This is a genomic window from Curtobacterium sp. Curtsp22 (assembly GCF_059492135.1).
In genome coordinates, this window is the sequence record NZ_CP168519.1 from 3,314,227 (window position 1) to 3,339,664 (window position 25,438).

At 72.5% G+C, this 25,438-nt stretch carries 27 protein-coding genes; 9 read left to right on the forward strand and 18 right to left on the reverse strand.

All coding sequences use genetic code 11. The annotated features are described in order from the left end of the window. The first annotated feature begins 209 nt into the window (after nucleotides 1-209). From ACEN8D_RS16065 to ACEN8D_RS16080, 4 genes are read left to right on the forward strand one after another with little or no spacing between them, the layout of a single operon-like run. Nucleotides 210-1,877: an ABC transporter substrate-binding protein gene (locus ACEN8D_RS16065; protein WP_413461719.1), complete on the forward strand. Its 1,668-nt coding sequence runs from the start codon at nucleotides 210-212 to the stop codon at nucleotides 1,875-1,877. Beyond that, nucleotides 1,874-3,628 carry a dipeptide ABC transporter ATP-binding protein gene (locus ACEN8D_RS16070; protein WP_495601069.1) on the forward strand — a complete coding sequence of 585 codons (1,755 nt, stop codon included), beginning with the start codon at nucleotides 1,874-1,876 and terminating at the stop codon, nucleotides 3,626-3,628. Before ACEN8D_RS16065 ends, ACEN8D_RS16070 begins: the two co-directional genes overlap by 4 nt. Next, nucleotides 3,625-4,563 carry an ABC transporter permease gene (locus ACEN8D_RS16075; protein ID WP_309886265.1) on the forward strand — a complete coding sequence of 313 codons (939 nt, stop codon included), beginning with the start codon at nucleotides 3,625-3,627 and terminating at the stop codon, nucleotides 4,561-4,563. Before ACEN8D_RS16070 ends, ACEN8D_RS16075 begins: the two co-directional genes overlap by 4 nt. Continuing rightward, the gene (locus tag ACEN8D_RS16080; protein ID WP_071295586.1) at nucleotides 4,560-5,558 is read left to right on the forward strand and encodes an ABC transporter permease; all 999 of its coding nucleotides are present in this window, start codon (nucleotides 4,560-4,562) and stop codon (nucleotides 5,556-5,558) included. The genes ACEN8D_RS16075 and ACEN8D_RS16080 overlap by 4 nt, the downstream gene beginning before the upstream one ends. Here the strand turns inward: ACEN8D_RS16080 and ACEN8D_RS16085 are convergent. The 10 genes from ACEN8D_RS16085 to ACEN8D_RS16130 form a co-directional block, all read right to left on the reverse strand. Then, nucleotides 5,555-6,091 carry a hypothetical protein gene (locus tag ACEN8D_RS16085; protein WP_309780183.1) on the reverse strand — a complete coding sequence of 179 codons (537 nt, stop codon included), beginning with the start codon at nucleotides 6,089-6,091 and terminating at the stop codon, nucleotides 5,555-5,557. The two genes, ACEN8D_RS16080 and ACEN8D_RS16085, sit on opposite strands and share 4 nt — an antisense overlap. Next, the gene (locus tag ACEN8D_RS16090; protein ID WP_413399385.1) at nucleotides 6,088-7,416 is read right to left on the reverse strand and encodes a DUF58 domain-containing protein; all 1,329 of its coding nucleotides are present in this window, start codon (nucleotides 7,414-7,416) and stop codon (nucleotides 6,088-6,090) included. The genes ACEN8D_RS16085 and ACEN8D_RS16090 overlap by 4 nt, the downstream gene beginning before the upstream one ends. Beyond that, on the reverse strand, nucleotides 7,413-8,444 hold the full coding sequence (locus tag ACEN8D_RS16095) for an AAA family ATPase (RefSeq protein WP_413399384.1): 1,032 nt from the start codon (nucleotides 8,442-8,444) through the stop codon (nucleotides 7,413-7,415). Before ACEN8D_RS16095 ends, ACEN8D_RS16090 begins: the two co-directional genes overlap by 4 nt. Further along, entirely contained in the window at nucleotides 8,441-8,977 is a 537-nt protein-coding gene (locus tag ACEN8D_RS16100) for a hypothetical protein (protein ID WP_413461464.1), read from the reverse strand. Before ACEN8D_RS16100 ends, ACEN8D_RS16095 begins: the two co-directional genes overlap by 4 nt. After that, nucleotides 8,974-9,762 (reverse strand): DUF4129 domain-containing protein, encoded by a 789-nt coding sequence (locus ACEN8D_RS16105; RefSeq protein ID WP_413461465.1) that lies wholly within the window; start codon nucleotides 9,760-9,762, stop codon nucleotides 8,974-8,976. Before ACEN8D_RS16105 ends, ACEN8D_RS16100 begins: the two co-directional genes overlap by 4 nt. 29 nt (nucleotides 9,763-9,791) lie before the next feature. Next, nucleotides 9,792-10,040, reverse strand: a complete 249-nt coding sequence (locus tag ACEN8D_RS16110; protein ID WP_413400131.1) for a hypothetical protein — start codon at nucleotides 10,038-10,040, stop codon at nucleotides 9,792-9,794. Nucleotides 10,041-10,139: 99 nt separating this feature from the next. After that, nucleotides 10,140-11,099: a prenyltransferase/squalene oxidase repeat-containing protein gene (locus ACEN8D_RS16115; protein ID WP_413400132.1), complete on the reverse strand. Its 960-nt coding sequence runs from the start codon at nucleotides 11,097-11,099 to the stop codon at nucleotides 10,140-10,142. Nucleotides 11,100-11,300: 201 nt separating this feature from the next. After that, on the reverse strand, nucleotides 11,301-11,756 hold the full coding sequence (locus ACEN8D_RS16120) for a DUF2087 domain-containing protein (protein ID WP_413461466.1): 456 nt from the start codon (nucleotides 11,754-11,756) through the stop codon (nucleotides 11,301-11,303). Then, entirely contained in the window at nucleotides 11,756-13,075 is a 1,320-nt protein-coding gene (locus tag ACEN8D_RS16125; RefSeq protein ID WP_413461467.1) for a GNAT family N-acetyltransferase, read from the reverse strand. The genes ACEN8D_RS16120 and ACEN8D_RS16125 overlap by 1 nt, the downstream gene beginning before the upstream one ends. Before the next feature lie 119 nt (nucleotides 13,076-13,194). Then, nucleotides 13,195-13,689, reverse strand: coding sequence for a MarR family winged helix-turn-helix transcriptional regulator (locus tag ACEN8D_RS16130; protein ID WP_413461468.1), 495 nt, complete (start codon nucleotides 13,687-13,689; stop codon nucleotides 13,195-13,197). A 90-nt stretch (nucleotides 13,690-13,779) separates the two neighbouring features. Here ACEN8D_RS16130 and ACEN8D_RS16135 point away from each other — a divergent pair, with 90 nt between their 5' ends. Beyond that, a complete protein-coding gene (locus tag ACEN8D_RS16135) occupies nucleotides 13,780-14,709 on the forward strand; it encodes an NADP-dependent oxidoreductase (protein WP_413461469.1) in 930 nt (309 codons plus the stop codon). A 51-nt stretch (nucleotides 14,710-14,760) separates the two neighbouring features. Here ACEN8D_RS16135 and ACEN8D_RS16140 read toward each other — a convergent pair whose 3' ends face one another. Beyond that, entirely contained in the window at nucleotides 14,761-16,284 is a 1,524-nt protein-coding gene (locus ACEN8D_RS16140) for a cryptochrome/photolyase family protein (protein WP_413399768.1), read from the reverse strand. Between the two features lie 164 nt (nucleotides 16,285-16,448). Between ACEN8D_RS16140 and ACEN8D_RS16145 the strand changes: the two genes are divergently transcribed. Continuing rightward, on the forward strand, nucleotides 16,449-17,318 hold the full coding sequence (locus ACEN8D_RS16145; protein ID WP_413399767.1) for an SDR family oxidoreductase: 870 nt from the start codon (nucleotides 16,449-16,451) through the stop codon (nucleotides 17,316-17,318). Nucleotides 17,319-17,477: 159 nt separating this feature from the next. Here ACEN8D_RS16145 and ACEN8D_RS16150 read toward each other — a convergent pair whose 3' ends face one another. From ACEN8D_RS16150 to ACEN8D_RS16170, 5 genes are all read right to left on the reverse strand, one after another. Beyond that, nucleotides 17,478-18,005 (reverse strand): hypothetical protein, encoded by a 528-nt coding sequence (locus tag ACEN8D_RS16150; protein ID WP_413399766.1) that lies wholly within the window; start codon nucleotides 18,003-18,005, stop codon nucleotides 17,478-17,480. Between the two features lies 1 nt (nucleotide 18,006). Next, nucleotides 18,007-18,651 (reverse strand): signal peptidase I, encoded by a 645-nt coding sequence (locus ACEN8D_RS16155; protein WP_495601070.1) that lies wholly within the window; start codon nucleotides 18,649-18,651, stop codon nucleotides 18,007-18,009. After that, entirely contained in the window at nucleotides 18,648-19,541 is an 894-nt protein-coding gene (locus ACEN8D_RS16160) for a hypothetical protein (protein WP_413398938.1), read from the reverse strand. The genes ACEN8D_RS16155 and ACEN8D_RS16160 overlap by 4 nt, the downstream gene beginning before the upstream one ends. After that, a complete protein-coding gene (locus tag ACEN8D_RS16165; protein WP_413398937.1) occupies nucleotides 19,538-20,134 on the reverse strand; it encodes a TasA family protein in 597 nt (198 codons plus the stop codon). The genes ACEN8D_RS16160 and ACEN8D_RS16165 overlap by 4 nt, the downstream gene beginning before the upstream one ends. Before the next feature lie 135 nt (nucleotides 20,135-20,269). Next, the gene (locus ACEN8D_RS16170) at nucleotides 20,270-20,824 is read right to left on the reverse strand and encodes an alternate-type signal peptide domain-containing protein (RefSeq protein WP_070419449.1); all 555 of its coding nucleotides are present in this window, start codon (nucleotides 20,822-20,824) and stop codon (nucleotides 20,270-20,272) included. Nucleotides 20,825-21,169: 345 nt separating this feature from the next. On the opposite strand from ACEN8D_RS16170, the gene pnuC reads away from it, so the two are divergent. Together pnuC and ACEN8D_RS16180 are read left to right on the forward strand one after the other, a co-directional pair. Next, on the forward strand, nucleotides 21,170-21,835 hold the full coding sequence (gene pnuC / locus ACEN8D_RS16175) for a nicotinamide riboside transporter PnuC (protein WP_413398936.1): 666 nt from the start codon (nucleotides 21,170-21,172) through the stop codon (nucleotides 21,833-21,835). A gap of 56 nt (nucleotides 21,836-21,891) precedes the next feature. Continuing rightward, the gene (locus tag ACEN8D_RS16180) at nucleotides 21,892-22,524 is read left to right on the forward strand and encodes a TetR/AcrR family transcriptional regulator (protein ID WP_070418224.1); all 633 of its coding nucleotides are present in this window, start codon (nucleotides 21,892-21,894) and stop codon (nucleotides 22,522-22,524) included. Between the two features lie 13 nt (nucleotides 22,525-22,537). Here ACEN8D_RS16180 and ACEN8D_RS16185 read toward each other — a convergent pair whose 3' ends face one another. Both ACEN8D_RS16185 and ACEN8D_RS16190 read right to left on the reverse strand, forming a co-directional pair. After that, a complete protein-coding gene (locus ACEN8D_RS16185; protein WP_413398935.1) occupies nucleotides 22,538-23,758 on the reverse strand; it encodes an ABC transporter permease in 1,221 nt (406 codons plus the stop codon). After that, a complete protein-coding gene (locus tag ACEN8D_RS16190) occupies nucleotides 23,755-24,702 on the reverse strand; it encodes an ABC transporter ATP-binding protein (protein WP_413398934.1) in 948 nt (315 codons plus the stop codon). The genes ACEN8D_RS16185 and ACEN8D_RS16190 overlap by 4 nt, the downstream gene beginning before the upstream one ends. 57 nt (nucleotides 24,703-24,759) lie before the next feature. Between ACEN8D_RS16190 and ACEN8D_RS16195 the strand changes: the two genes are divergently transcribed. Further along, nucleotides 24,760-25,425 (forward strand): DUF6518 family protein, encoded by a 666-nt coding sequence (locus tag ACEN8D_RS16195; protein ID WP_413398933.1) that lies wholly within the window; start codon nucleotides 24,760-24,762, stop codon nucleotides 25,423-25,425. Nucleotides 25,426-25,438: the final 13 nt, after the last annotated feature.

Sequence of the window (25,438 nt, forward strand, 5' to 3'; positions counted from 1 at the left end):
CCGAGACATCAGGGCGGACGCATCGGGAATGCCGCGGTGCCCGGTCGGACTTGGACCGTTACGCCGTGCGACGTCCAGCGCACGCGAGATTCGGACGGGCACGCCTCCGAATGTCAGGATGGACGACGCCTGGTGACCCGACCCGGGACACCCCAGGCGACCGCTCCGCGGCCGTCGAGCACAACCTTCCCCACGAGGAGCACCCCGTCATGAGACGCCCCACGCGCCTGACCATCACCGCTGCGGTCGCCGCAGCCGCAGCCCTGGTCATCACCGGCTGCTCGGGCGGGGGTGCCTCCGACGACGCCTCGGGCGGAACGTCCAAGGGCGGCACGCTCAACATCCTGACGACGGCCACCGCGGTGCACCTCGACCCGGCGACCAGCCAGAACCTCAACATCACGACGCTCGGCCTCGTGCTGCGTCGCCTCACCGCGTGGGACGTCGGGCCCGGCAAGACGGCCAAGGTCGTCCCGGACCTCGCGACGACCACCGGCGACTCGAGCGACGGCGGCAAGATCTGGACGTACCACCTCAAGAAGGGGCTGAAGTTCCAGGACGGTACCGAGATCACCACGAAGGACATCAAGTGGGGCATCGAGCGCTCGTTCGCGCCGACGCTCACCGGTGGCCTGAGCTACCACAAGTCGCTCCTCGTCGGCGGTGACAGCTACAAGGGTCCGTTCGACGGCAAGACCCTCGACAGCATCGAGACCCCGGACGACTCGACGATCGTCTTCAAGCTCAACGCGGCGTACGGCGACTGGCCGTGGATCGTGTCGATGCCCGCGTTCGCCCCGGTCCCCGAGGGCGACGGCACCGACACCGGTGCGTACGACGCCAAGCCCGTCGCCTCCGGCCCCTACGAGGTGCAGTCGAACACGCAGGGCTCGCAGATCACCCTCGTCCGGAACGAGGAGTGGAGCGCGAAGACCGACGACGTCCGCACCGCCGGCCCGTCGAAGGTCGTGTTCAAGGAGAGCCAGGACCCGTCGACCGTCACCCAGACGCTCATCGCCGACAACGGTGACGCGAAGGACTCGTTCGGCGCGACGTACCTCGGTGCTGCGGAGCTGAACCAGGTCCGCTCGAACCCGGCCGCCCAGGACCGCCTCGCCACCTCGAAGGCCGGCCCGATCAACTACCTCGCGATCAACACGCAGAAGGGCTCGCTCAAGGAGCTCAAGGTCCGGCAGGCGCTGCAGTACGCCGTCGACAAGAAGTCGTACCGGATCGCCGCCGGTGGTGCCCTCGCCGGCTCCTACGCGACGACGCTCATCACGCCCGGCATCGCGGGGCGTCAGCAGTACGACCTGTACGAGCCCGGTGCCACCGGTGACGTGGCCAAGGCGAAGAAGCTCCTGCAGGAAGCGGGTGTCTCGGACCTCAAGCTGACCCTGGTCACGCAGAACGACTCGGCGAACCTGGCCGAGGCGCAGGCGATCCAGGCCGGCCTCAAGCGCGCGGGCATCACCGTGACGCTCAAGCCGCTCGACATCGACTCGTTCTACACGGCGACGACGGACGGCGACGACTTCGACCTCGCGATGTTCAGCTGGCAGCCCGACTTCCCGAGCGCGAACGCCAACATCCAGCCGCTGTACGACTCGTCGCAGATCGGTGGGGGCGGCTACAACGTCTCGAAGTACAGCAACCCCGAGGTCGACGCACTGATCAAGCAGGCGACGGGCACCATCGACCAGCAGGATGCGCAGAAGCTCTGGGCCGAGGCGGACAAGAAGATCATGGCCGACGCCCCGATCGTCCCGCTCACCTACGCGAAGCAGTCCTTCCTCGCCGGTTCGAACGTGCAGAACTTCCAGATCGCGGACTTCCCGGCGTACCCGAACTACCTCAAGGTCTCGCTCGCCAAGTGAGTGCACCGCTGCTCGAGGTCGAGGGGCTCCGCGTCGCGTTCGGCGACGCGGAGCCCGTCGTCCGTGACGTCTCCTTCACCCTGACGCCCGGCCGGGTGCTCGCCCTCGTCGGCGAGTCCGGGTCGGGCAAGTCCGTCAGCGCGATGAGCGTGCTCGGCCTGCTCCCGCCGGAGGCCCGCGTCACCGGCAGCATCCGCTTCCGCGGCACCGAGCTCGTCGGGGCGTCGGACGACGAGCTCCGAGCGGTCCGCGGGGCCGGCATCGGCGTCGTGTTCCAGGAGCCGATGAACTCCTTCACCCCCGTGCTCTCGATCGGTACCCAGATCGCCGAGGCGATCACGGCCCACCCGACGGACCTCGACCGGCGCGGTGTGTCCGCGCGGACCGACGAGCTCCTCCGCGCGGCCGGGCTCCCGGACCCGCAGCGGATCCGGAAGGCCTACCCGCACGAGCTCTCCGGCGGCCAGCTCCAGCGGGCGATGATCGCGATGGCCCTCGCCGGTGACCCGGTTGCCCTCATCGCGGACGAGCCGACCACCGCGCTCGACGTCACGGTGCAGGCGGGCATCCTCGACCTGCTCCGCACGCTGGGTCGCGAGCGCGACCTCGCCGTGCTGCTCATCACGCACGACATGGGCGTGGTGGCGGACGTCGCCGACGAGGTGCTCGTGATGCGGCGCGGCGACCCGGTCGAGCACGGGACCGTGGCCGAGGTGTTCGCGCACCCGGACGCCGAGTACACGCGGGCACTCCTCGCGGCGGTGCCGGCCCTGGAGGCGCGAGCCACCTCCGCACCGCACGCTGCGGACACCCCTGTGGCCGAGACTCGGCCCAGCGGACGAGATGCGGACACGGACGCCGCGGAACTGTCCGCGGGGGTGAGTCTCGGGTCCCGCGACGCGAGCCGCGTGCGGGAGCCGAGCCGCGCCTCCCGGCCCCTCGTCGCGCAGCTGCGCGACGTCGCCGTGCGCTACGCGCGCCGCGGTGACCCGACCGTGTCCGGCATCGACCTGGCGCTCCGCGCGGGCGAGACGCTCGGACTCGTGGGGGAGTCGGGGTCCGGCAAGTCCACCATCGGACGTGCGCTCGCCGGTCTCGTGCCGGTCGTCGCGGGGTCCGTCGAGGTGGACGGCAGCGACCTCCGCACCGCTCGTGGTGCACGCCTGCGCGAGCTCCGCAGCCGGGTGGGCATCGTCTTCCAGGACCCCGCGTCCTCGCTCAACCCGCGACAGACCATCGGGTGGAGCATCGCCGAGCCGCTCCTCGTGCACGGCACGGCCTCGACAGCGGACCGTGCCGAACGGGTCCGCGAGCTGCTCGTGGCGGTCCAGCTCGACCCGTCGTGGGCCGAGCGCTTCCCGCACCAGCTCTCCGGCGGGCAGCGGCAGCGCGTGGCGGTCGCCCGGGCCCTCGCGCTCCGGCCCGCGCTCGTGATCGCCGACGAACCGACCTCGGCGCTGGACGTCACCGTGCAGGCCGCCGTGCTCGACCTCCTCGCCGCGTTGCAGCAGGACTTCGGCTTCGGCATGCTCCTCATCAGCCACGACCTCGCCGTGGTGCGGCAGCTCGCCGACGAGGTGGTCGTGCTGCACGACGGCCGCGTGGTCGAGCGCGGCACGACCGACGCCGTGCTGGACGATCCGCAGCAGGACTACACGCGCATGCTCCTCGCGGCAGCGCCCGTCGCCGACCCGGCGCGACAGGCCGCCCGCCGCGAGGCCTGGCGCGCGTGGGAAGGGGTGGCCTCGTGACCGCCAACGTCGTCGACCGTCCGGTCGCGGCAGCCGCGAACCGGAGCACCGGCTTCCGCGCCGTCGTCCGCCGCGTGCGTCAGGACCGCTGGGCGGTCGCGTCCGCGGTCGTCATCGTGGTGTTCGTCGTCGTCGCGCTCGCGGCGCCGCTCATCGCCGCCGTCACCGGCCAGGACCCGTACGGGTACCACATCGACGCGCTCAACTCGTTCGGCGCCCCGCGCGGGGCCGGCGGCGGGATCAGCGCCGAGCACTGGTTCGGGGTCGAGCCCCTGACCGGGCGCGACCTGTTCGCGATCGTCACCTACGGTGCCCGCACCTCGCTCGGCATCGGGATCGCCGCGACGATCGTCTCGATCGTCATCGGCGTGCTCGTCGGCGTGACGACCGGGTTCTTCGGCGGCTGGTACGACCGCGTCCTCTCCCGCGTCGTCGACGTCATCTTCGGCTTCCCGTCGCTCGTCTTCATGATCGCCCTGACCGCGATCGTCCCGACGTCGTTCCCGAAGCCCGTGCTCGTCGTCCTCGTCATCGGGTTCTTCGGGTGGCCCTCGGTCGCCCGTGTCGTGCGCGGGCAGACGCTGTCGCTCGTCACCCGGAACTACGTCGTCGCCTCCACCGCGATGGGTGCCGGGCGCTGGCACGTCATCCGGACGCAGCTGCTGCCGAACCTCGCCGCGACGATCACCGTCTACGCGACGATCTCGATCCCGTCGATGATCGGCGCCGAGGCCGCGCTGTCGTTCCTCGCCGTCGGCGTCACCCCGCCGACACCGTCGTGGGGTCGCAGCATCGGCGACGCGATCGGCTGGGTGCAGACCGACCCGATGTACCTCGTGTTCCCGGGCCTGGCGCTGTTCCTCATCACCCTGGCGTTCAACGTGCTCGGCGACGCCCTGCGCGACGCCCTCGACCCGCGGAGGAGCAACCGGTGACCACCTTCCGCTTCATCGCGATCCGCGTGCTCGGCGCAGCGGTCGTCCTGCTCGTCGTGGCCGCGATCACCTACGCCCTGTTCATGCTGCTGCCGACGAACCCGGCGCGCGCGATCTGCGACAAGCCCTGCACGCCCGACCGGCTGCGCGAGGTGCAGGCGTTCCTCGGGACGGACAAGCCGTGGATCGCCCAGTTCGGGGCGTACCTCGCGGGCATCTTCACCGGGCGGACGTTCGGGTCCGGCGCCTCCGTCATCCACTGCGCGGCGCCCTGCTTCGGCTACTCGTTCCAGCTCCACGACAGCGTCACGAACCTCATCCTCACGCGCCTGCCCGTCACCGCGTCGATCGCGGTCGGCGCAGCCGTGCTCTGGCTCGTCGCCGGGGTGGCCGGTGGCGCGCTGTCGGCGCTGCGCCGAGGCACGTACGTCGACCGGACGGTCATGACGATCGCCGTCGCCGGGGTGTCCGCGCCGTCCTACCTCGTCGGGCTGCTGGCGATCCTGCTGTTCGGGTTCGTGCTCGGCGTCCTGCCCACCAGCGGCTACGTCGCGTTCGGGGACGATCCAGTCGGGTGGTTCACGCACCTCGTCCTGCCGTGGTGCGTGCTCGCCTTCATCAGTGCGGCGATCTACGCCCGACTGACCCGGGGCGAGATGCTCGAGTCGATGTCGCAGGACTTCGTCCGGACCGCCCGCGCGAAGGGCCTCCGCGAACGCCAGGTCGTCGTGCGCCACGGGCTGCGGACGGCGATCCTCCCGGTCGTGACGCTGTTCGGGCTCGACCTCGGGTCGCTGCTCGGCGGTGCCGTCATCACCGAGAAGGTGTTCTCGATGCAGGGGCTCGGTGCGCTGCTCATCGACGCGGTGCACACGCTCGACCTCCAGGTCGTCGTGGGGTTCACGCTGTTCTCGGCGCTGCTCATCGTCACGGCGAACGTGATCGTCGACGTCGTGTACGCGTTCGTCGACCCGCGGGTGCGCCGCCGGGCCTAGCGCTCCGCGTCGTCTCCGGCGCGCAGCAGCGTCGGCACGAACAGGCCGATCGCGAGCGCCAGGAGCGCGGCCGTCCCGGCGATCGCCAGCCACACGCCGCCGACCGGGCCGGAGCCACCGAGGAGGGCGACGACCACGAACGCGACCGCCTGGCTTCCGACCTGCACGGCGACGAACCGCAGTGCCGACGGCAGGAGTGCGCGGAGCTGCACCCTGGCGGTGCGCGGCGTCCATGCCCAGAGCAGGCTCGTGGCGAGGACGAGGTGCGTCGTCAGGAGGAGGACCGGGAGGTCCGTCCCGCCGATCCCGGCCAGGGCGAGCTGTCCCACGAGCAGCGCCGCGAACGGGCCGCGGGGCAGGACCGCTGCGGCCGCCGCGAGGACGACCGCGACGACGAGCCAGCCGCTCGCCCCGATCACGACGACCGACCCGACGACACCCGCGACCAGGCCGAGCGCACCGATCGTCCACGCCGGGACCGCCGGACCGATCGACGGTGCTCCGCTGCGCTCTGCGCGCGACCCGGCGGTCATCCGGTCCGCCGAGCGCGGCTGAGCAGACGGAGTTGCACGGCAGGGGCGTCCTCGTCACCGGTGCGCCAGTGGATCAGCTCGACGCCGGTTGCCGTCATCTCCGAGAGCCGGTCGGATCGTTCGAGGGCGATGAGCCGGGACGCAGCGCGTTCGTGACGGGTCGCTCGCCGGACGTCGGGCGACGGGAGCACGTCGACGGCCACGACCCGGTGGCCGGTCGCGGCCCAGGTCACCGCCATCGTCGACGCCTGGTCGTCGAGGAACGTCGACAGGACCACCACGAGGGACGCCGCCGGTACGAGCGGCATGCGTGCAGTGGTCGTCGCGTCTTGGCGCGGCGTCGCCGCGGCGATCGTCGTGCGGAGCCGCTCGAGGTGCCGGGTCCCGCCGCCGGGTTCGACCGACCGCGCGGTGCCGGCGAGGTCTCGGAAGCCGACCCGGTCTCCGGCGCTGATGTACGCGGTGGCGAGGGAGACGGCGGCTTCGCGTGCGAGGTCGAGCGACGTCGCCTGCTGTCTGCCGTGCCGGGCGCCGCTCCACTCCGTGACGTCGGCGCCGAGGTCGTCCCGGCTGTCGAGGACGAGCACGACGAGGGCGTCCGCCGTGGCGAAGGTCCGGCGCACGTAGAGCTCTCCCGGGCGCTCGGCTCGCCGTGCGGTGCGCCGCCAGTCGATGCGCCTGAGCCGGTCGCCCGGGGCGAAGAGCGCGACGTCGCGGAACTCGCCGCCGTCACCGGGGCGGGCGGAGTCGTGCGGACCGGTGATGCCCGTCACCCGGCTCGGCATCGGCAGGTGCTGCACGCGCAGGTGCGGTGGCGGGACGACCGCGGACCGCACCGGGCCCGCCGCCGGCACGGAGACGGCGGTGCCGCCCCGACCGAGGAGCGACAGGTGCGTCCGCAGGATCTCCTGGGGGCCGGAGTGCGTGACCGGGACGGTACCGGTGAGCCGCCTCGCGCGGCGAGGGTCGACCACGACGACGTGCCGTCGGTCGCCGGCGACGCGGAACTCGACGGCGACGGCCTCCGCGGCGGACGGCAGGTCGACCTCCGTCCGGTACGCCACGCCCTCGCCGGAGTCGGACGGCGCGAGCGTGGTCGTGGTGCGGACGGGCGTCGTGTCGAGTCGGGGGCGGACGCCGAAGGCGGCGGTCACGAGTGCCGGCAGTGCCACGACCGCGAGCTCGGGACGTCCGGTGAGGAGAGCGAGCCCTGCGAGCAGCACGCCGACGGCGAGCCCCGAGACCAGCGCCGGGTTCCGGACCCAGAGCGGCGCGGTCCCTGACCCGGAGGCGGGTCGGACCGACGGCTCGTCGGGAACGCTCACCGTGCCTCCAGGCCGGACACCGGCCGCCCGCCGGACGCTCCCGACCCGACCACCGGCGGCCCCGGCACCTGCGCGACGATGCCCCGCACGATCACCGCGGGGTCCACGCCGTTCGCCCACGCCTGCGGCGTCAGCGAGATCCGGTGCGCGAGCACCGCGACGGCCGCGGTCTTGACGTCCTCCGGGGTGACGAAGTCGCGCCCGTCCATGACGGCTCGCGCACGGCCGACGAGCATGAGCGCCTGTGCGCCGCGCGGCGACGACCCGACCTGCACGTCGCGGTGGGTGCGCGTCGCGGCCGCGAGGTCGACACAGTAAAGCGCGATGTCCTCGTCGACGTGCACCCCCTCGACCGTCGCCTGCATGCGCAGCACGTCGGTCGCGTCGACCACGGCGGAGACCATCGCGACCTCCTGCCGTCGGCCGATCCGGTTGAGGAGCACCTGCTGTTCCCCCTCGCGCGTCGGGTACCCGACCGAGAGGCGCACCATGAAGCGGTCGAGCTGGGCCTCCGGGAGGGCGTACGTGCCCTCGTACTCGATCGGGTTCGACGTCGCGATGACGTGGAACGGCCGGGGGAGCGGGAAGCCCTCGCCCTCGACCGTGACCTGTCCCTCGGCCATCGCCTCGAGGAGCGCCGACTGGGTCTTCGGCGACGTCCGGTTGATCTCGTCGGCGAGGAACATCCCGGTGAAGACGGGGCCCGGGCGGAAGACGAAGTCCGCGGTCGCCGGGGCGTAGACGAACGATCCGGTGATGTCGGCGGGCAGGAGGTCCGGGGTGCACTGCAGACGGCGGAAGTCGAGACCACACGCGGCCGCGAGGCTCCGCGCCGCGAGCGTCTTGCCGAGGCCGGGGACGTCCTCGAACAGGACGTGGCCGCCCGCGAGGATGCTCGCGAACGCCAGCTCGAGCGGCTCCCGCATCCCGACGACGACCGCGCTGACCGTGTCGAGGACGTCGCGGGCGCGCGCGGCGACGTCGGCGATGGGCAGGGACGGTGCGCTCGGTGTCTGGGGGTCGGTCACGGGTGCCTCTCGATCGTGGTGTGGTCGGTGGTGCGCTGCTCGGTGGCACGCCCGGTGCCGTGTTGCTCGGGCGCGGGTCCCAGCGTCTCGAGCGCGGTGAGGACGTTCCCGAACGCGACGAGGTCGATCTCGGGCCGCCGCTCGCGAACGAGGACGGCGACCACTCCCGACGGCAGGACGGCATCGATCGCCGTCCGGTCGCGCGGGTCGTCGAGGTCGAGTCGGTGGCGCGTCCACAGGCGGTGTCGGGCCACCGCCCGCGCTCGGGCGAGCGTCCGCTCCGGCACGCCGCCCCGGGCGCGCAGCGCCCACGCCGTCTCGGACAGGTCGCGTCGGGCACCGGGTTCGGACCGCACGGGAGGCACGGGCCAGGTCAACGGGACGTCCTCACGGACCGCGCTCCACGTCAGACCCACCGCGGCGACGACGCCGCCCACGGCGAGCGACTGCACGACGCCGACGCCGAAGAACCACGTCATCGCCGCAGCCACGACGGCGAGCACGAGCACCCCAGCGGTGCGGCGGCGTGTCACGGGCGGCCCGTCGCCGTGTCGGCGTCCGCCGGGGTCGTGGCCGACGTGTCCGCCCGGGTGTCGGCCGGTGCCTCGGCCCACTGGCCGTCGAGCGTTCGCAGCGCGGCACGGACGTCGGCGACGTCGGCATCGGTCGCCGGGGTCCCGCCGAAACGCACCGCGAGGTAGCAGCGACGAAGGGTGCCGAGGGCGGTCTCGTCGACGTCGAGCCGTCGCAGGATCCGCGTCGTGAACTCGGTCGGCGTCTCCGCGGCCTCCCGACGGAACCCGGCGTCCTCTGCCGACTCCTGCAGGCCGAGCCACGCCGCGGTGACGGCGTCGGACGGGTCGCGGGGTCCGGACAGCACCTCGAGGGCACGACCGATCCCGCGACGCAGGTGCTGGCGTCCGACCTCGGTCGAGGGATCGGCCGGCACCTCGACCGCGAGGCCGGCCACCTCGATCGCACCCGGGCGCGTGCGACGGCGTCGCTTCCTCACGAGGTGCAGGACCACGAGCACGAGGAGGGCGGTGCCGATCAGCACCAGGACGACGAGGACCCACGATGTGTCGGCGTGCTGGGCGGCCGGCGCTCCGAGCGTCCGCGGCTCGTCGGTGGTGGGCGGCGAGGCGGTCGGCTCGACGACCGGTGCGCGGGCCGGGGCGATCGCGGGGGACCAGCGGGCGCCGGTCAGGACGGGGCGCGCTCCGAGTCCGGCGGCGATGACGACCAGCGCGCCGAGGGTGAAGGCAGCGACGGGGACGAACGGGAAGCCGCCGCGGTGCGGACCGTCGTCGTTCGCCATGCCGTCACGCTACCCCGGGTCGAGCGGGCTCAGCCGTCGACCGGCTCGGCGGACCGTGCAGCCCGGACGACCTGCCAGACCGCGAGGGCGACGACGGCGGCCCCAGCGGCCCCGGCGATCCACGATCCGGCGACCCCGAGCACGGGTTCGGTCTCGCAGGAGCTCGTGCCCTGGCCGGGCGCGGCATCGGAGCAGCTGGACACCTGGACCAGGACCAACCACAGCACCGTCACGGCCACGATGACGGCGACCGTGCTCCACCCCACCACTCGCTCCACGACCCGCTCCGTCCCCGACGTCATCAGTGACGACCAGGCTCGCACGGTCCGGGCGGCCCATCGGTCTCGATCGTGCAACAGGACGCGGCCGTCGAGGGCTCAGTCGCCGTCCCACCACCGCAGCACGCGCGTGCCCACGAGCGTGAGCCAGCGGGACGGCTCACCGGCCGGCACGTCCACCTCGAACCACTGCCGGCCCGGCGGGCGGACGCCCTGGAGCCACCGTCCGTCAGCACCACGGGCAGCGCGGACCACCTCGATCGCCTCGGCGGCGCGGGGGTCCGGTTCCGCCTCGTCCCGGAGCGCCGCGGCCCGGAAGTGGTCGGTCGCGCGGAGCACGCTGTACTTCCAGCGGAACGGGTACGCGAACTCCGTGGCCCAGGGGCCGACGAGTGCTCCGTCGGACTTCCGGTGGAGCAGTCGTCGGTCGAGGAGGTAGTCGGCGCCTCGGTGGCGGGCGTCCCGGAGCTCGGCCGCGCGGGGATGCCGTCCGTCGGTCAGGACCTCGTGCTGCAGGAGCCCCTCGAGCACGTTGAGGGTCGAGTGGAACGACGAGACCGTCGAGCCCTCGACCCACTCGCAGTTCCACCCGCCGTCGGGCTGCTGGTGTTCGAGCACCCAGTCGGCGATGCCGTCGACGTCGGCGCCGAGCCACGCGCCGTTCGCGAGGGTGAAGGCGTTGATGCAGCAGTCGACCTCGCCGCCCCAGTACGGCAGGTCGTCGTACTCCCATCGGCTGTTCGCGTCGAGCCGTGCGGCGGTGTCGCCGAGGACCGCGGCGTCCAACCCCCACTCGCGTAGGGCGTTGAGGGACCAGGTCGTCGCGGTGTACGGCTGCCCGGGTCCCTCGGGCTCGGGTTCGGCGGGGAAGTACGCGCCGCCTGCCCACTGTCCGTCGGGGTCCTGGTGGGCGAGGAGTGCGGCGCCGAGGCCCTCGGTCGCGACCCGTGCACGCGTGGCCTGCCAGGTCGGTGCCGGCGCGCCGACGATGTCCCGTTCCACCTGCCACCGCAGGGCCGGGTCCGAGTCGAGGAGCCAGTCGACCGCCGTGTCGTCCATGGCGCGCCAGACTACGCCGACCACGGCGCGCGGGCGCCTGCGCGCGGCCGGGTCCGCACAACGGAAGTCGATCGGAGCCGTGCGTTCCCGTGGTTCGCGCGCACTTCGGTTGTGCGCCACCGCGCCGAACCGCGTCGAACCGCGCCCGACGCGACTCGCGCGGCAGCGCAGCGCCCTGCCGCGCCCCCGCGCCCCCGCGCGTCAGCCGACGGAGCGGTACGACGCCCCGTCGTCCGTCCGCACGAGCACGCCGAGGTCCACCGCGTCCCGCCGCACGATCGCGACGTCCTCGGCGAACATGGCGATCGCGGCGTTGAGCACCGGCTCGGGGACCGGTCTGACCGTGCCGAGCCGTGCGAACACGAGCTCGACGATGCGCACGGACAGCGGGTGGCGCTGGTCGACCGGCACCGGCATCCGGGCGATCCGGTCGAACTCGAGCAGCGCCGCCGGCCCCTGCAGCCGCTGCAGCTCCTGCGCCGTCCGCCCGAGGAGCGCCGTGTCGGGTCCGTCGTCGCCGATCCAGTCGAAGGCCGCGACGGCAGCAGTCGTCCGCTCGTCGAGGGCTGCGCCGCCGACGATCGCGGACCGGAGCGACGGGCTCGCCAGCACCGCGACGGCCTGGCGAGCCCGTGCGACCGACTCGCGGAGGGGCATCAGAAGTACGTGATGCCGTGCGGCGTCCGCGGCGGAGTCAGCATCGCCCGCAGGAGTGCCGGCGCCGCCGGGTCCGCCGCGCGGAGGAGCCCGGCCGCCGCGAGCGTCGTCGGCGACACCGACCCGATGAGCAACGCACCGAGGTCCGCGACGTCGAGCTGGAGGTCGGACCCGGCCGCGTCGGCGTCGTCGGCGGTCTTCGTCACGGTGCCCCGCGCCTCCTGGACGTCCAGCCGGTACGTGCCGGAGGCGAACCCGAGCGCATCCGTCACGGCGAGCGTCAGCGAACCGTCGACGGCGTACGGACGCGATGCGAGCACCCGCTCGACGTCGAGGACGCGCAGCCAGACGTGGTCCTCCTCGTGGTCGACGTCGTACGCGCGGTTGTCGCCGAGCGCGGCGACGATCGGGTCGTCGAGCCGCGACCGGTTGTACCTGACGACGTCGTTGAGGTCGATCGAGAGCAGGAACTCCCAGAGCGACAGGTAGGCGTCGTCGGTCGCGTAGACCAGGTCGACGACCTCGAGCGTGGTGTCGCCGTCGCGGCTCTCCTTGACGCGCCAGGTCACGTAGCCGTCGAGCTCGTCGGAGTCGTCCGGGCGGTGCACGGCTGCGCGGACGTCCTTCGCCTGCTCACCGTCGCCGTTGCGCAGCCCGAACACGATGGGCCAGGTGCCGGTGTTGCGCACCATGGAGCCCGGCGTCCGCGCGTTGAACCGGTCGAAGACGGCACGGCCGGGACCGCCGGCGAGCCACTCGGGCGTGACGACGCTGACGACACCGGTGGTCGGTGCGAGGAGTGGGAGCGCACGCTCGCGGCGGACCCGGACAGCCCGCTCGCGGATCGCGCTGCCGAAGCCGAAGCGGCGGTAGATGGTGCCCTCCGACGCGGTCAGCGAGGCCATGGCGTAGCCCTCGGCGACACCGCGCGCGAGGGCGTGCGTCATCATCGCGCGGAGGATCCCGCGGCGACGCTCGGTCGGTCGGACGGTCACGGCGGAGATGGCCTGGGTGTCGATCGACGAACCGTCGCCCCAACTCAGCTCCTTGCCGAACCAGGCGAAGGTACCGGCCGGCCAGGTCTCGTCGACGGAGCCGGGTGCGGGTCGGCGGACGTACGCGCCGAGCCAGGTCTCGTCGTCCTCGATGAAGTGCGCGACCATGCGCGCGGCTACCTCGTCGCCGGGGTGCGGTTCGTGGAACCCGAGTCCGACCGCCTGCATCCAGGCCTCGGTCTCGGCGTTCGGTGCCCCCTGCTCGTCCGTCCCGGGCGCGAAGGCGCGCAGCTCGTAGCGGTCGTCGAATGCCTCGTTGCTCACGTTCCCGACCCTATCGGGGTCCGGTGACGGAACGACAGGCGCGACGAGCGGGCCAGGAGGCGCGGGTCGGCCCCGCCACGCGCCGCACGAGGGCTCGGGTCACGCCCTCGCGCGTCGGCTCACCTCGCGGCGCGGCGGGACGCCGATCGGGGCGGGTTCTTCCGGAGGTGCTCGCTGATCCGGCCGAGGATCCGGTCGAGCTCCGCGGCGTCATCGTCCGTGATCGGTGCGAACAGCAGGCCGTGCACCGTGCCGATGTGCCCCGGGAACACCGCGGCGAGCACGGCTCGCCCGTCGTCGGTCAGCGACACCACGGTGCTGCGCTCGTCGTCCGGAGAGGGGCCGCGCGTGACGAGTCCGCGCTGCTCGAGCAACTGCGCCTGGTAGGTCAGCCCGCTGCGGCTGTAGACCACCCCGTCGGCGAGGTCCGTCATCCGCAGGTGCCCGTCGGGGGAGTCCCCGAGTCGTGCCAGCAGCTGGAACTGCACGTACGACAGCCCGCCCACGTCCTTGAGCTGCTGCTCGACCGAGGGGCGCAGGAGCGCACTGACCTCGGTGAACGACAGGTAGGCGCGCAGCTGCGTCGGCGTCAGGGACGAGGGGGTTTCGGACATGATCCGATCCTACCTGTTGCTTCGAGTTCGAAGCAGTGTTACGGTTCCATCAATCGCTTCGAATTCGAAGCAAATGACGGAGGAGTCATCATGAAGGCAGTGCAGTTCCACGAGGTCGGCGGTCCCGAGGTCCTCACCTACGGCGACGTCGACCAGCCCACCCCCGGCCCGGGCGAGGTCCTCGTCCGGGTCACGGCATCGGCGTACAACGCGGCGGACAACGGCATGCGCGCCGGCTTCCTGCCCATCCCGGTCGTCCTGCCCCACGTCCCCGGGTACGACGTCTCCGGAACGGTCGCGTCCCTCGGGGACGACGTCACGGACCTGGCGGTCGGCGACGCCGTGATCGGCTTCCTGCCGATGGAACGCGACGGGGGAGCGGCCGAGTACGTCGTCGCTCCGGCGGACGCGCTCGTCGCCGCCCCGACGAGCATCCCGCTGGCCGACGCGGCTGCGCTGCCGTCCGTGGCGCTCACGGCGTGGCAGGCGCTCTTCGACGACGGTCGGCTCGGGGCCGGGCAGCGCGTGCTCGTCGTCGGCGCGGGCGGTGTGGTCGGGAAGTACGCGATCCAGCTCGCGAAGCGCGCCGGTGTCGAGGTCATCGCCACGGCCAGCCCGCGCAGCGCCGACGCCGTCCGTGCCGCCGGTGCCGACCAGGTCGTCGACCACACCACGACCGACGTGCTGCAGGCGGTCGACGGGCAGGTCGACGTCCTGCTCAACCTCGCCCCGATCGAGCCGGAGCAGTTCGCCTCGTTCGTGGCCGCGGTCCGCGACGGGGGTGCGGTCGTGAGCACGACGGCGTTCATGGCGACCCCGGGGGACGAGTCCCGCGGGGTCCGTGCTGCGACGGTGTTCGTGCTGCGGAACCGCGAACGGCTGGCCGAGCTCGTCCGGCTCGTCGACGCCGGGGAGCTCACGGTCGAGGTGACGCGGCGCATCCCGCTGACCGAGCTGCAGGCGCTGCACACCGAGGGCGCCGCCGGACGGATCGCCGGCAAGGTCGTCGTCCTCGTCTGAGCGACCAGCGACCCGGTGGGGGGATCGTGACCCACCACCGGGCCGGGCGCGTCAGGGGGAGCCGCGCCGCGCCTCCTGGGCCATCACCTCGTCGACGTCCGCCAGCTGCCGCATCTGCTGGAGCGGACGGGCCATCCGGTTGTTGTCCCGCAGGGCGGGCTCCGTCCGCGCGAGGAAGGCCCAGTAGCCGGCGGTGAACGGGCAGGCGTCCTCGCCGAGCCGCTTCGTCGGGTCGTAGCGGCACCCGCCGCAGTGGTCCGACATCCGGTCGATGTACCGACCACCGGACGCGTACGGCTTCGTCGCGACCATCCCGCCGTCGGCGTGCTGCGACATCCCGATGATGTTCGCGGGCATCACCCAGTCGGTCCCGTCGACGAACACGTCCGTGAACCACTCGGTGAGGTGCACGGGGTCGTACCCGCGCTGCAGCGCCCAGTTGCCGAGCACCATGAGCCGTTGGATGTGGTGGAGCCAGCCGTGGTCGTGCAGGCCCTCGATCGCGGTGCGGAGGCAGGCGGCCTCGACCCGGGACGCGTCGAGCTCCCGCCACCACCGGGGGAGCCGCTCGTGCGCTCCGAGGGCGTTCTCCGACGCCCCGTAGTCGTCGCCGAACCACCAGTAGAGGTGCCAGACGTAGTCGCGCCACCCGGCGATCTGCCGGACGAACCCCTCGACGCTCGCGAGCGGGGCGTCGTCGTCGCGGTGGGCCACGAGTGCCGCCTCGATCGCATCGCGCGGGTCGAGGACACCGAGGTTCATCGGGACGCTGAGCAGCGAGTGCGCCATGGTCCAGTCGTTCGTGAGCGTGGCGTCCTCGAACGGGCCGAAGTCGTTCAGCCGGGTGCGCACGAAGTCGTCGAGGGCGCGCTGGGCCTCGTCAGGCGTGACCGCGAAGCGCCGACGGTCGTCCGCACCGACGAAGCGGGCGAGGCCGTCCCGCTCCCAGCGGTCGAGGTCGAGCCGGACCTCCTCGTCGACCTCGTCCTCCTCGGGCCACCACGGTTCCGGGAGTCCGAGCGTGGTCGCACCCTTCGGCGGCGACTCCCGGTTCTGCTCGTCGAGGCTGAACTTCCCGCCGACGGGCGCGTCCGAGCGCATCAGCCAGCCCTCGCGACGGCGGACCCGCTCGTAGAACGTCTCCATCCGGAAGCGACCGGTGCCCTGCGCGGCCCACTCGGCGAACTCGTCCTCGTCGGTCACGAAGCCGCGGCTCGGCAGCACCTCGGTGCCCCTGCCCCAGTGCCGCACCTGTGCGCGGAGCGTCCGCGACGGCGGGTCGACGACCTCGAGGTCGTCCCGGCCGACCAGCGCCTGGCGGACCGTGTCGACCTGCACGTGCTCGACGCGGTCGCCCTCGCCCCGGTCGCGGAGGTCGCGGACCAGATGCCGGAGCGCACTCAGCCACAGGTGCGCCTTCGCACGGTGCACGGGACGCGCGGTGAAGAACTCGCGGGCCTCGACCACGAGGAGCGGGCCGCCGTCGTCGAAGTCCGGGCCGTACTGTCCCGGCAGGATGAGGCGCCGGCGCCGCTCGGAGCGTCGGTCGGCCGGGGCGGTGCGCGCGTCCGTCATGCCCCGGACGGTACGCGAGCACGCGGGTGCGGGCCCGGGACGTCCCCCGACTCCACGACGGTTCCGCGAGCGCGCCGCCCTGTGTAGGGTGGCGGGCATGCAGTGCCGCTGAACCCGCTTCCGACTCCCTCCAGCGCCCCGTCGGGGCCGTCGAAAGGTTCAGCATGCCCGCATCCACCCTGCCCCTCGCCGGCAAGACCGCCCTCGTCACCGGTGTCTCACGACGCCGTGGCATCGGGTTCGCCGTCGCGTCGAAGCTCGCCGACCTCGGCGCGAGCATCGTCGTGCACCACCACCGCCCGCACGACATCGACCTGCCGTGGGGCGGCGACGACCTCGACGCCGTCCGCGACGGACTGCGCGCACACCTCACCGAGGGCGCCCGGTTCGCAGACGTCCCCGGCGACCTGTCCGATCCCTCCGTGATCCCGGAGCTGATCGACACCGCGACGGCACTCACCGGCCGCCTCGACGTCCTCGTGTGCAACCACGCCAAGAGCGGGGACGACGGCAGCATCCTCGACATGACCCCGGAGCGGCTCACCGCCTTCTGGGAGGTCAACACTCGCGCGACGATGCTGCTGACCGCCGAGTTCGCCCGGCGCCGCGCACCGCGGACGGACGAGCCACGACGGCCGGGGGACCGGATCGTGGGGACCGGCCCGTACGCCGAGGCGCAGGGGCACGTGATCTGGATGACCTCGGGGCAGATCCACGGGGCGATGATCGGCGAGGTCGCGTACGCCGCGAGCAAGGCCGCGCTCGCCGGGGTGACCGCCACGGTCGCGAAGGAGCTGCTCGAGCTCGGCATCGTGCTCAACACCGTCAACCCGGGGCCGGTGAACACGGGCTACATGGACCCGGAGACCACGGACCGGTCGCTCGACGGCCTCGACGAGTACCTGGCGAGCACGCCGTTCGGTCGCGTCGGGACGCCGCAGGACCCGGCCGAGCTCATCGGGTGGCTCGCGTCGTCCTCCGGCAGTTGGGTCGTCGGGCAGGTCCTCACGTCGGACGGCGGCTTCAGTCTGTGACGTGACCACGGTCCTGACCGAGCCACGGTCGGACGGGAGGCGCGGTGCGGGCCGGCACCGCGCCTCCCGTCCGTCGACGGGTCCTGTCCACCGCGACGGGTCGCGTCAACCGCGACGGCGCGCGCGGACGCGTGGTGACGCCGCGTGGTCGCGCCGTGGTCAGTCGGTCGCGCCGCGCGGGGGATCGACCAGCAGCCCGACGCGGTCCGCCAGGTACGCCTCGAGCGGGACGGCGGCGCCCGCAGTGGGGGACCAGCGGACGAACGGGCCCCCGTCCTCGACGAACAACACGCCGTCCGAGCCGACGAGCGACCCGTCGACCGGGATCGGCGTCGCGCCGTGGTTCACGGTGTCCCCGGGCTCGAAGTGGCCCTTCTGCGCCGCTGCCCGGTAGGCCCGACGGACCTCGGCGGAGACGGACACGAACTGCGACCGCCCGGGTTCGGTGACGCGCGTGCTCCGTCCGGTCGCCCAGACCCGGCCGTCGGTCTCGGGGGAGGACCCGAGCAGCAGCGCGCCGACCCGCCACACCCGGCCGAGCGATCGGATGGTGGGCTCGCGCCGGATGCCGAGTACGGCCTTCGGCTCGACGTACTCGCCGAGCGCCTCGTCCGGGACGTCGGCGTCGCGGAGCCGTCGCGCCGCGTCGTCGAGCAGCGCCCTCGCCCGTTCCACGCCGTCCGTCACGTCACCCGAGCGTAGCCCGGTGGGTGCCGCGACCGCGTGGCCCCCGTCCGTCGGCGTCGCCCGCGGCGCGTCGGCGGCGCACGGCCGACACGGTGCCGATCGTGACCATCACCGCGCCGTACGCCAGCAGGACCCCGGCGATCGCGGGCACGAGCCACGAGCGCGACCCGTTGACGAGCTGGTTCACCAGGCCGATGTCCGGCAGGCTGTACCAGACGACGCCGCGTACCTGGGCAGCCGTCACCGGTGCGGGATCGGCGAGCGCGTTGTTGTCGCCCCTGAGCGTGAACGTCCGGGACCCGTCCGACGACGACGCGACCGAGACCACCCGGTGGCTGATGACCGCCGGCTGCCCGGACGTGATCTGGTAGGTCACGACGTCGCCGATGCGGATGTCCTCGACGGGCGTCGGCCGGACGACGAGGAGCGTGCCGGGCGGCAGCGTCGGGTCCATCGACTGCGTGAGCACGGTGAGCGGCGTGGACCCGGTCGCCTTCGGCACGACGATGAGCACGACGGCGAGCCCGGCGACGATGACGAGCAGCCCCGTGCTCAGCCCGAGCGCGAGGGCGTGGACGACCGCACGCCAGCCGGTGCGCGGCGGGCGCCGGGCGCGCCGGGCAGCGCCGTCGGTGGCCGCGCTCATGCGCCGCACCGGACGGCCGCCCCGTCGTTCTGGGTGAAGAGGGTGATCTGCCCGGTCCCGACCACGGTGCTCGTGGGGTTGCCCGCGCTGTCGAGGATCTTCACGGTGATCAGCACCGGGCCGCTCGTGGCGACGCTCGCGGGGATCTGGCTCGGCGCGATGGTGAAGCGGCCGTAGTAGTCCTGCTGCTTCGGGGCGACCATCGTGGACGCATCGCGCCCGGCGTAGGCGCCGTACCAGGTGTCCTTCGGACGGGACGAGGTGGCCCAGGCGACCTCGACGTAGTTGCCGCTGTGGTCCGTGCACGTGAGGGCGGGCGTGGCGGCGGAGGTGTTCAAGTAGAAGCCTCCGGACACGACGCCCGAGCTCCACGTGCCGGCCGTCACCGTGAGGTTCACGTTCACGTTCGCGGTGCTCGAGGCCGGCGCGGACGAGGACGGCGTGCTGCGGGTGCACCAGACAGCACTGGCGCCGGCGGCGAGCTTCGTGGTCAGGCTCGGCAGCGACGCCCAGGTGCCGGAGACGGAGCCGGTGCCGACCGAGGTCGACGCCGTGCAGGCCGCGGTCCCGGTCACGGGCCACGCGACGACGCTCACGGCCTGTGCGAGAACGGTCGAGCTGCCGGACACGACGGAGACGGTGGTGGTGGCGGTGCCGGCGAGCGACCCCGCGTTGGTCAGGGTGAGCGGCTTCGTCGTGCTCGTCACGCTCGAGGAGAACGTGGTCGTCATGTCGCTCGTGCCGGTGAGGGACGCCCCGGTCTTCCCGATGGTCACGCTCGAGGCCGTCGTGCCGGTCGCGCTCCAGAGCGCCCACGCGGCGGACGACCCGCCGACGACGAACGCCAGCGCGAGCAGCCCGGCGAGCACGGTGCGGAGTCGGCGGCTCATGCGCTGACCTGCGTCCCGGTCACGGTCAGGGTGAAGTCGGTGACGGCCCCGGCGACGGTCTGCGGTGCGTCGGCGTCGAGGTCCATCTCGACGCACCCGACCGCGCTCGCGCCGGCCGCGAGGGTGAACGAGCCGCTGCCGGTGTCGAAGGCAGCGAGCCGTCCACTCGCGCCGGACAGCCCGGTGCGGCAGTCGGTGGTGCTGCCGACCACCGCGAGGCGCAGGCTCAGTTCACCGAGCACCGCAGTCGGGGTCGCGTTCGTGGCGTAGGCGACGTTCGTCGAGGTGGTGGCGACCCGCATGGTGAGCGGGATCGAGCCGGTGTTGCGGACCGTGAACGTGCCGGTGACGCCGCCACCAGGCCCGAGGACGGACGTGTTCATCGCGGAGAGCGGGCCGGTGGCGATGGTGGCGGTCGCGGACCGCACCGTCGAGGCCGAGGTGCTGGCGGTGCCGTTCCAGAGCGCGTAGGTGCCGCCCGTGCCGAGCAGCGCCGTCACGACCGCGACGACCAGGGCGAGGGCAGTGGGCCAGATCCACCGGTGACGACGCGGCGCCGCGTGGCGTCCGCTCGTCCTCGGTGTGCTGGTCATGTCCGTCCCCTGGTCGTCGTGGTGGTGTGCACCGCCGTCCGGCGGTGCGGGTGGGCCAGGAGGCGCGTGGTCGCGATCGGCGGATCAGGGACCCATCGAGACCACGGGCTCAACGGCCCGGGTTGCTTCCGCGGGTCAGGAACCGATCGCGGTCTGGGTCAGCGTGAACGCGAGCGCGCCGACGTTGAGCGTGCCGCCCTGGCCCGTGGTGGCCGACGACGGCAGGGTGATCGTGAAGACGACCTTGACGGTCGAGGTCGCGGCCGAGGGGGAGACCACGAAGGTGTTCGCGTTCGCGGTCGACTGCACGACCGAGGCGCTCGACGAGGTCACCGCGAGGGTCTTCGTCGTCGCGGCGAGCAGGGCGCTGTCACCGGTGATGCTCTGGCTCGCGTAGGTGAGGTTCGCCTTGAGGTCCTGGCCGGTTGCACCGATCGTCAGGGTCTGCGTGAACTGGTACGAGTTGCCCGGCACCATGAGGGCGCTCGCCGGGTTGATCGTCGCGGAACGGCCGTTCGTGATGTCCGTCCAGACGCCGTCGTTGTTCGCGCTGAGGGTCAGCGATCCCGAGCTCACCGAGGAGGCCGCCGTGCTGGCGCTGGCGTTCCACAGGGCGAAGGTGCCCGCGCCGCCGAGGAGGAGGGCGACACCGGCGGCGCCGGCGATGGCACCGGTCACGATCTTGTGCATGAGGGGTCCGTTCTGCGCGTTCGGGCGCGCTGCGACCATCGGCAGTGCCGACGGGACGATGTCATCGACCCGAGGTTCGTGCGGGTCGCGGCTGACCTGTGCCGGAGAGCTGTCGCCGGGCTCCGCGACGTGACACGTCGCGGGCGGGCTGGACTCGCTCTGGTGTCGACGCTACCGGTCCCCAAAAGTGCGGACAAGAGGGAACATGCGTCTGAATGGACCCAGTACAGGGGTCATTTTCGTCCCCGAGAGTGCCGACACGGTTTGTACCCCGATCGGTCTCGGTCGTGCAAGGAATGCCGACCACCCCCGTACCGTTGCACCGTCCGGAAACGAGGAGGGCCCATGGGCATCGTGCGGTGGCTGTTCGACGCGCAGCTCGTCATCGGCGACCAGACCGTGCTCTGGCGCGAGGTGATCGGCAACGTGTTCGGCCTGCTCAGCGCCCTCGGTGGGATGCGCCGCAAGGTGTGGGCCTGGCCGGTCGGCATCGTCGGCAACGCCCTGCTCTTCACGGTCTTCATGGGAGCGCTCTTCGACACCCCCAACCCCGTGAACCTGCTCGGTCAGGCCGGACGCCAGGTGATGTTCATCATCGTGAGCGTCTACGGCTGGTACCGCTGGACGCACCGTCCCGACGACGCGACGACCGTGATCGAGCCGCGCTGGGCCTCCTGGAAGGCCCGTGGACTGATGGTCCTCGTCATGGTGGGCGGCACCGCCGTCCTGACCCCGGTGTTCCGCGCCCTCGGCTCGTACGAGCCCGTGTGGAGCGACGCCTGGATCTTCGTCGGCTCGCTGCTCGCCACCTACGGCATGGCCAAGGGCTGGGTGGAGTTCTGGCTGATCTGGGTCGCGGTCGACCTGGTCGGTGTGCCGCTCCTGTTCTCGGCCGGGTACTACGCCTCCGGGCTCATGTACGTGGTCTACGGCGTCTTCACCCTGACCGGGTTCTTCGTCTGGATGCGCCAGCGCACGAAGCCCTCGGCGGCCCCGGTCACGGTCGGCTGACCGAGGCCCCCGCTCTGGGACGAGACAAACCCTCGGGAACAGTGTGTGATGGTCGGATGGCACACCACCACGACGCGGCCTTCGAGGACGAACAGTCCCTGGCCGAACGGATCGTCCGCGCCGCGATCCGCGCCTACCGACTGCACCCGTTCGACAGCGTCGACGCCGAGGTGGTCGCCGAGGTCGCCGGCATCGAGGTGACCACGGTGGAGCGGCTCTTCCCGACGTGGGACGCGCTGCTGCTCGTGACCTACGACCGGTGGACGCAGCTGCGCGGGACGCGTCGGAGGAACCCGCCGACGTGCACGATCGAGCACGTCCGGATGACCCTCGCCGAGGACGTCGCCGACCCCGGCCTCGTGCGGGTGCTCGCCGGTGCCATCACGATCGCGGCGGCCGACACCGGCTTCGCCGAGCTCTTCCGCAAGCGCTTCGAGGAGTACGCCGAGCAGCTCTCGTCCGGGCTCGAGCGCGACGTCGAGTCCGGGTCCGAGCGCCTGGCGATCCCCGCGTACCAGGCCGCGACGCAGCTGCTCGCAGTGTACGAGGGGCTGCAGATCCAGATGCTCGTGCGCCCGCACATCGACGTCCTCGTGGAGTTCGACCGTGCCGTCCGCACCCTCCGTCAGGGGTGGCGCGAGCGCGAGGTGCGGGCGTGGGACCTCGACGAGGTCGTCCTCACCAGCTAGCCGGTCGGGCCGGTCAGGCCCGCGACCGACGACGCCACGACACGATCTGCCGGAGCGTCACCTTCGAGCCGTACTGCGCGACGGAGTGCCGGAACAGGTACTCGGCGAACCACAGCAGCACGGCCGCGACCACGAACACCTCGACGATGCAGACCACCGACTCGGTGACGGTGAGCGACCCGACCGCGTTCCGGACCATCGCGGTGATCGGTGTGAACGTCGGGAAGTACGTGAAGAACGACGCCACCGGCGAGGTCGGCGTCGTCATCACGAAGAACGCCGCGTAGAGCGGGATGATCAGCGAGAAGATCGCCACCGACTGCAGCGCCGAGGCGTCCTTGATCGAGGGCACGGCGGCCCCGACCGCGACGAACAGCGCCGACGCCAGCAGGACCCCGCCGACGAGGAGCAGCGCACCGACCACCATCCGCCAGGGGTCGATGGTCAGCCCGCCGAGTCGTGACGCCACGAGGGGGAGCGCGGCGAGCAGCCCGATCAGCCCTGGGACGACGAACACCCCGACCTGGACGAACCCGACGAGCAGCATCGCGATGACCTTGCCGCGGATGAGGTCGCCGGCCGTGACGGTCGTGAGGATCATCTCGGAGATACGGTTCTCCTTCTCCTCGACCACCACCGTGACCATGCGGGTGGCGAGCAGGATGACGAGCCCGAAGAACGCGGCGACGTAGAGGAACGGCGGCACGATCGACAACCAGCCCGGCGCCACCCGGCCGTCCGCGTAGGTCGTCAGGTCGGTGTCCGGCGGGTTCCGGAGGAGTTCGACGGACTCCGGGTCGTCGACGGTCGCGGCGACGCTCTGCTCGAGGACCCGCTCCGCCAGCGACGAGTACCCGCCGTTCCCGAAGAGCCCGCGGTCGGCCGCCTGGACCCGGATCGGCGACGTCGACGGCGACTCGGGGAAGGTGATGAACGCGTCGAGGGTTCCGGAGCGCACCGCGGCCCGGTCGGCGGCTGGGTCGGCCGACGGCGACCCGCCCCACTTCGCGGCGACGCTCTCGGACACCAGCCCGGAGTCGTCCACGTACCGGAAGGGCGTCTTCGTCGCGGACGAGCTGGACACCACCGAGTCCGTCCCGGCGGACTGCCCGACCCCGACGAGGAGCGACACCACGACGATGACGACCGGCAGCGCCAGCGTGCCGATCCAGAACGCGGGCTTCTTCACCGCACGCACGAACTCGAACCGGATGACGGTTCCGAGGCGGCTCACGCGGCGGCTCCGGCCCGTGCGGTGTCGGCGGCCGCGTCGGCTCCGGCGTCGTGGCCGTACACCTGGACGAAGATCTCGTCGAGCGGGATGCGCCGCATCTCGAACCCGGTGACGTGCACGCCGGCCGAGACGAGCGACGCGAGGATGTCCGACCCGTCGGCCGCGGCCGCGGGCATCGGCACGAGGTAGGCGACGTGCCCCTCGTGCCGGGCGAGGCGGTACAGCGGCGACGGCGGTACCGGCCCGTCGAGGCCGACCCTGGCGACCGCGCCCCCGAAGGCGTCCTGCACATCCGGGATGGTGCCGTACGCGGCCGCGGTGCCGTCCTTCAGGAGCAGGATGCGGTCGCAGAGCCGCTCGACCTCGTCCATGTGGTGGGTGACGAGGACGACCGTGGCACCGTCGGCCTTCCGCTCGTCGACGAGGTCGAGCAGCAACCGACGGTTGACCGGGTCGAGGCCCTTCGTCGGCTCGTCGAGGATGAGCAGCCGGGGCCGGTCCATGATCGTGATGCCGAGCTGGACCTTCTGCTGCTGGCCGCCGGAGAGCTTGTCCACCCGGAGCTTCGCCCGGTCCGCCAGGCCGACGCGGGCGAGGTAGTCCATGCTCCACGCCGTCGCCTCGGGCCCGCGCAGGCCGCGGAGCCGCCCGAAGTACGTCATCACGTCGATGACCGACTCCTTGCGGTACAGGCCGCGTTCCTCGGGCAGGTAGCCGATCCCGCCGGTGGCAGGTCGGTAGGGCTGCCCGTCGATCGTGAGGGTGCCGGCGGTCGGGGTGGTGATGCCGAGCAGCGCACGGATGGTCGTGGTCTTGCCCGAGCCGTTGCTGCCGAGCAGGCCGAAGGTCTCGCCGGGGGCGATGTCGAACGACAGCCCGTCGACCACGTTCCGGTCCCCGAACCGCATCACGAAGTCCCGCACGCTGATGGTCGCCCCGCTCATGCCGCGACCCTACCGGCAGCGCCTGACGGCGCCGCCTGCATGTGGTATGCAGGCACCATGCGACGCACACACCGAGCCGCACCGCAGATCCGGATCGACCTCGCGCGGCCCGTCCAGTTCCTCGCCAGCGGGTTCGCCGCCGGCGTCGTCGGGGGAGCCGTGACCTTCTGGGCACAGGGGGTCCTGCCGCAGTGGCTGAGTCTCTGGGCGAACTCGCCGGCGCCGTGGGCGCTGTTCGCGGTCGTCGCGGGAGCCCTCGCCCCTCGACTCTGGTGCGCGCTGGTCGGCGGGGTCCTCGCGGAATGGGGACTCGTCTTCGGCTACTACGAACTCTCCGACACGCACACGGAGTGGTGGAACCGCTTCGACACCGTCTGGCTCGGCGCCGGACTCGTCGCGGGGATCGTGTGCGGTGCGGTCGGCTGGTGGTGCCGCAGCGAGCGACGATGGGCGCGCACCGTGGCGATCAGCCTGCTGCCGGCGTTCGCGTTCGGCACCGGACTCGAGTACGCCCTCCGCACCGACGAGCACTACGAGGGGCGCAACGTGCCGGACGGGATCTCCGTGATGGTGGTGGCACTCGCCGTCGGGGTGCTCCTGCGGGGGACGCGTGCGGAGCGAGCGCTCCGCGTCGGGCTGACGATCGTCCTCGGACTCGCTGCTTGGGCGGCGAGCGTCTGGCTGATCGGGCCGCTCCTCGAGGCCGCCTTCTCCGCGCGCTGACGGCGCTCGGGCG

Excerpts from the sequence above, each read along its gene's own strand:
- ACEN8D_RS16065 (WP_413461719.1), top strand. The coding sequence starts at position 210 with ATGAGACGCCCCACGCGCCTGACCATCACCGCTGCGGTCGCCGCAGCC.
- ACEN8D_RS16085 (WP_309780183.1), bottom strand. The coding sequence starts at position 6,091 with ATGACCGCCGGGTCGCGCGCAGAGCGCAGCGGAGCACCGTCGATCGGT.
- ACEN8D_RS16105 (WP_413461465.1), bottom strand. The coding sequence starts at position 9,762 with ATGGCGAACGACGACGGTCCGCACCGCGGCGGCTTCCCGTTCGTCCCC.
- ACEN8D_RS16115 (WP_413400132.1), bottom strand. The coding sequence starts at position 11,099 with ATGGACGACACGGCGGTCGACTGGCTCCTCGACTCGGACCCGGCCCTG.
- ACEN8D_RS16120 (WP_413461466.1), bottom strand. The coding sequence starts at position 11,756 with ATGCCCCTCCGCGAGTCGGTCGCACGGGCTCGCCAGGCCGTCGCGGTG.
- ACEN8D_RS16130 (WP_413461468.1), bottom strand. The coding sequence starts at position 13,689 with ATGTCCGAAACCCCCTCGTCCCTGACGCCGACGCAGCTGCGCGCCTAC.
- ACEN8D_RS16135 (WP_413461469.1), top strand. The coding sequence starts at position 13,780 with ATGAAGGCAGTGCAGTTCCACGAGGTCGGCGGTCCCGAGGTCCTCACC.
- ACEN8D_RS16140 (WP_413399768.1), bottom strand. The coding sequence starts at position 16,284 with ATGACGGACGCGCGCACCGCCCCGGCCGACCGACGCTCCGAGCGGCGC.
- ACEN8D_RS16145 (WP_413399767.1), top strand. The coding sequence starts at position 16,449 with ATGCCCGCATCCACCCTGCCCCTCGCCGGCAAGACCGCCCTCGTCACC.
- ACEN8D_RS16155 (WP_495601070.1), bottom strand. The coding sequence starts at position 18,651 with ATGAGCGCGGCCACCGACGGCGCTGCCCGGCGCGCCCGGCGCCCGCCG.
- ACEN8D_RS16160 (WP_413398938.1), bottom strand. The coding sequence starts at position 19,541 with ATGAGCCGCCGACTCCGCACCGTGCTCGCCGGGCTGCTCGCGCTGGCG.
- ACEN8D_RS16165 (WP_413398937.1), bottom strand. The coding sequence starts at position 20,134 with ATGACCAGCACACCGAGGACGAGCGGACGCCACGCGGCGCCGCGTCGT.
- ACEN8D_RS16170 (WP_070419449.1), bottom strand. The coding sequence starts at position 20,824 with ATGCACAAGATCGTGACCGGTGCCATCGCCGGCGCCGCCGGTGTCGCC.
- pnuC (WP_413398936.1), top strand. The coding sequence starts at position 21,170 with ATGGGCATCGTGCGGTGGCTGTTCGACGCGCAGCTCGTCATCGGCGAC.
- ACEN8D_RS16180 (WP_070418224.1), top strand. The coding sequence starts at position 21,892 with ATGGCACACCACCACGACGCGGCCTTCGAGGACGAACAGTCCCTGGCC.
- ACEN8D_RS16190 (WP_413398934.1), bottom strand. The coding sequence starts at position 24,702 with ATGAGCGGGGCGACCATCAGCGTGCGGGACTTCGTGATGCGGTTCGGG.
- ACEN8D_RS16195 (WP_413398933.1), top strand. The coding sequence starts at position 24,760 with ATGCGACGCACACACCGAGCCGCACCGCAGATCCGGATCGACCTCGCG.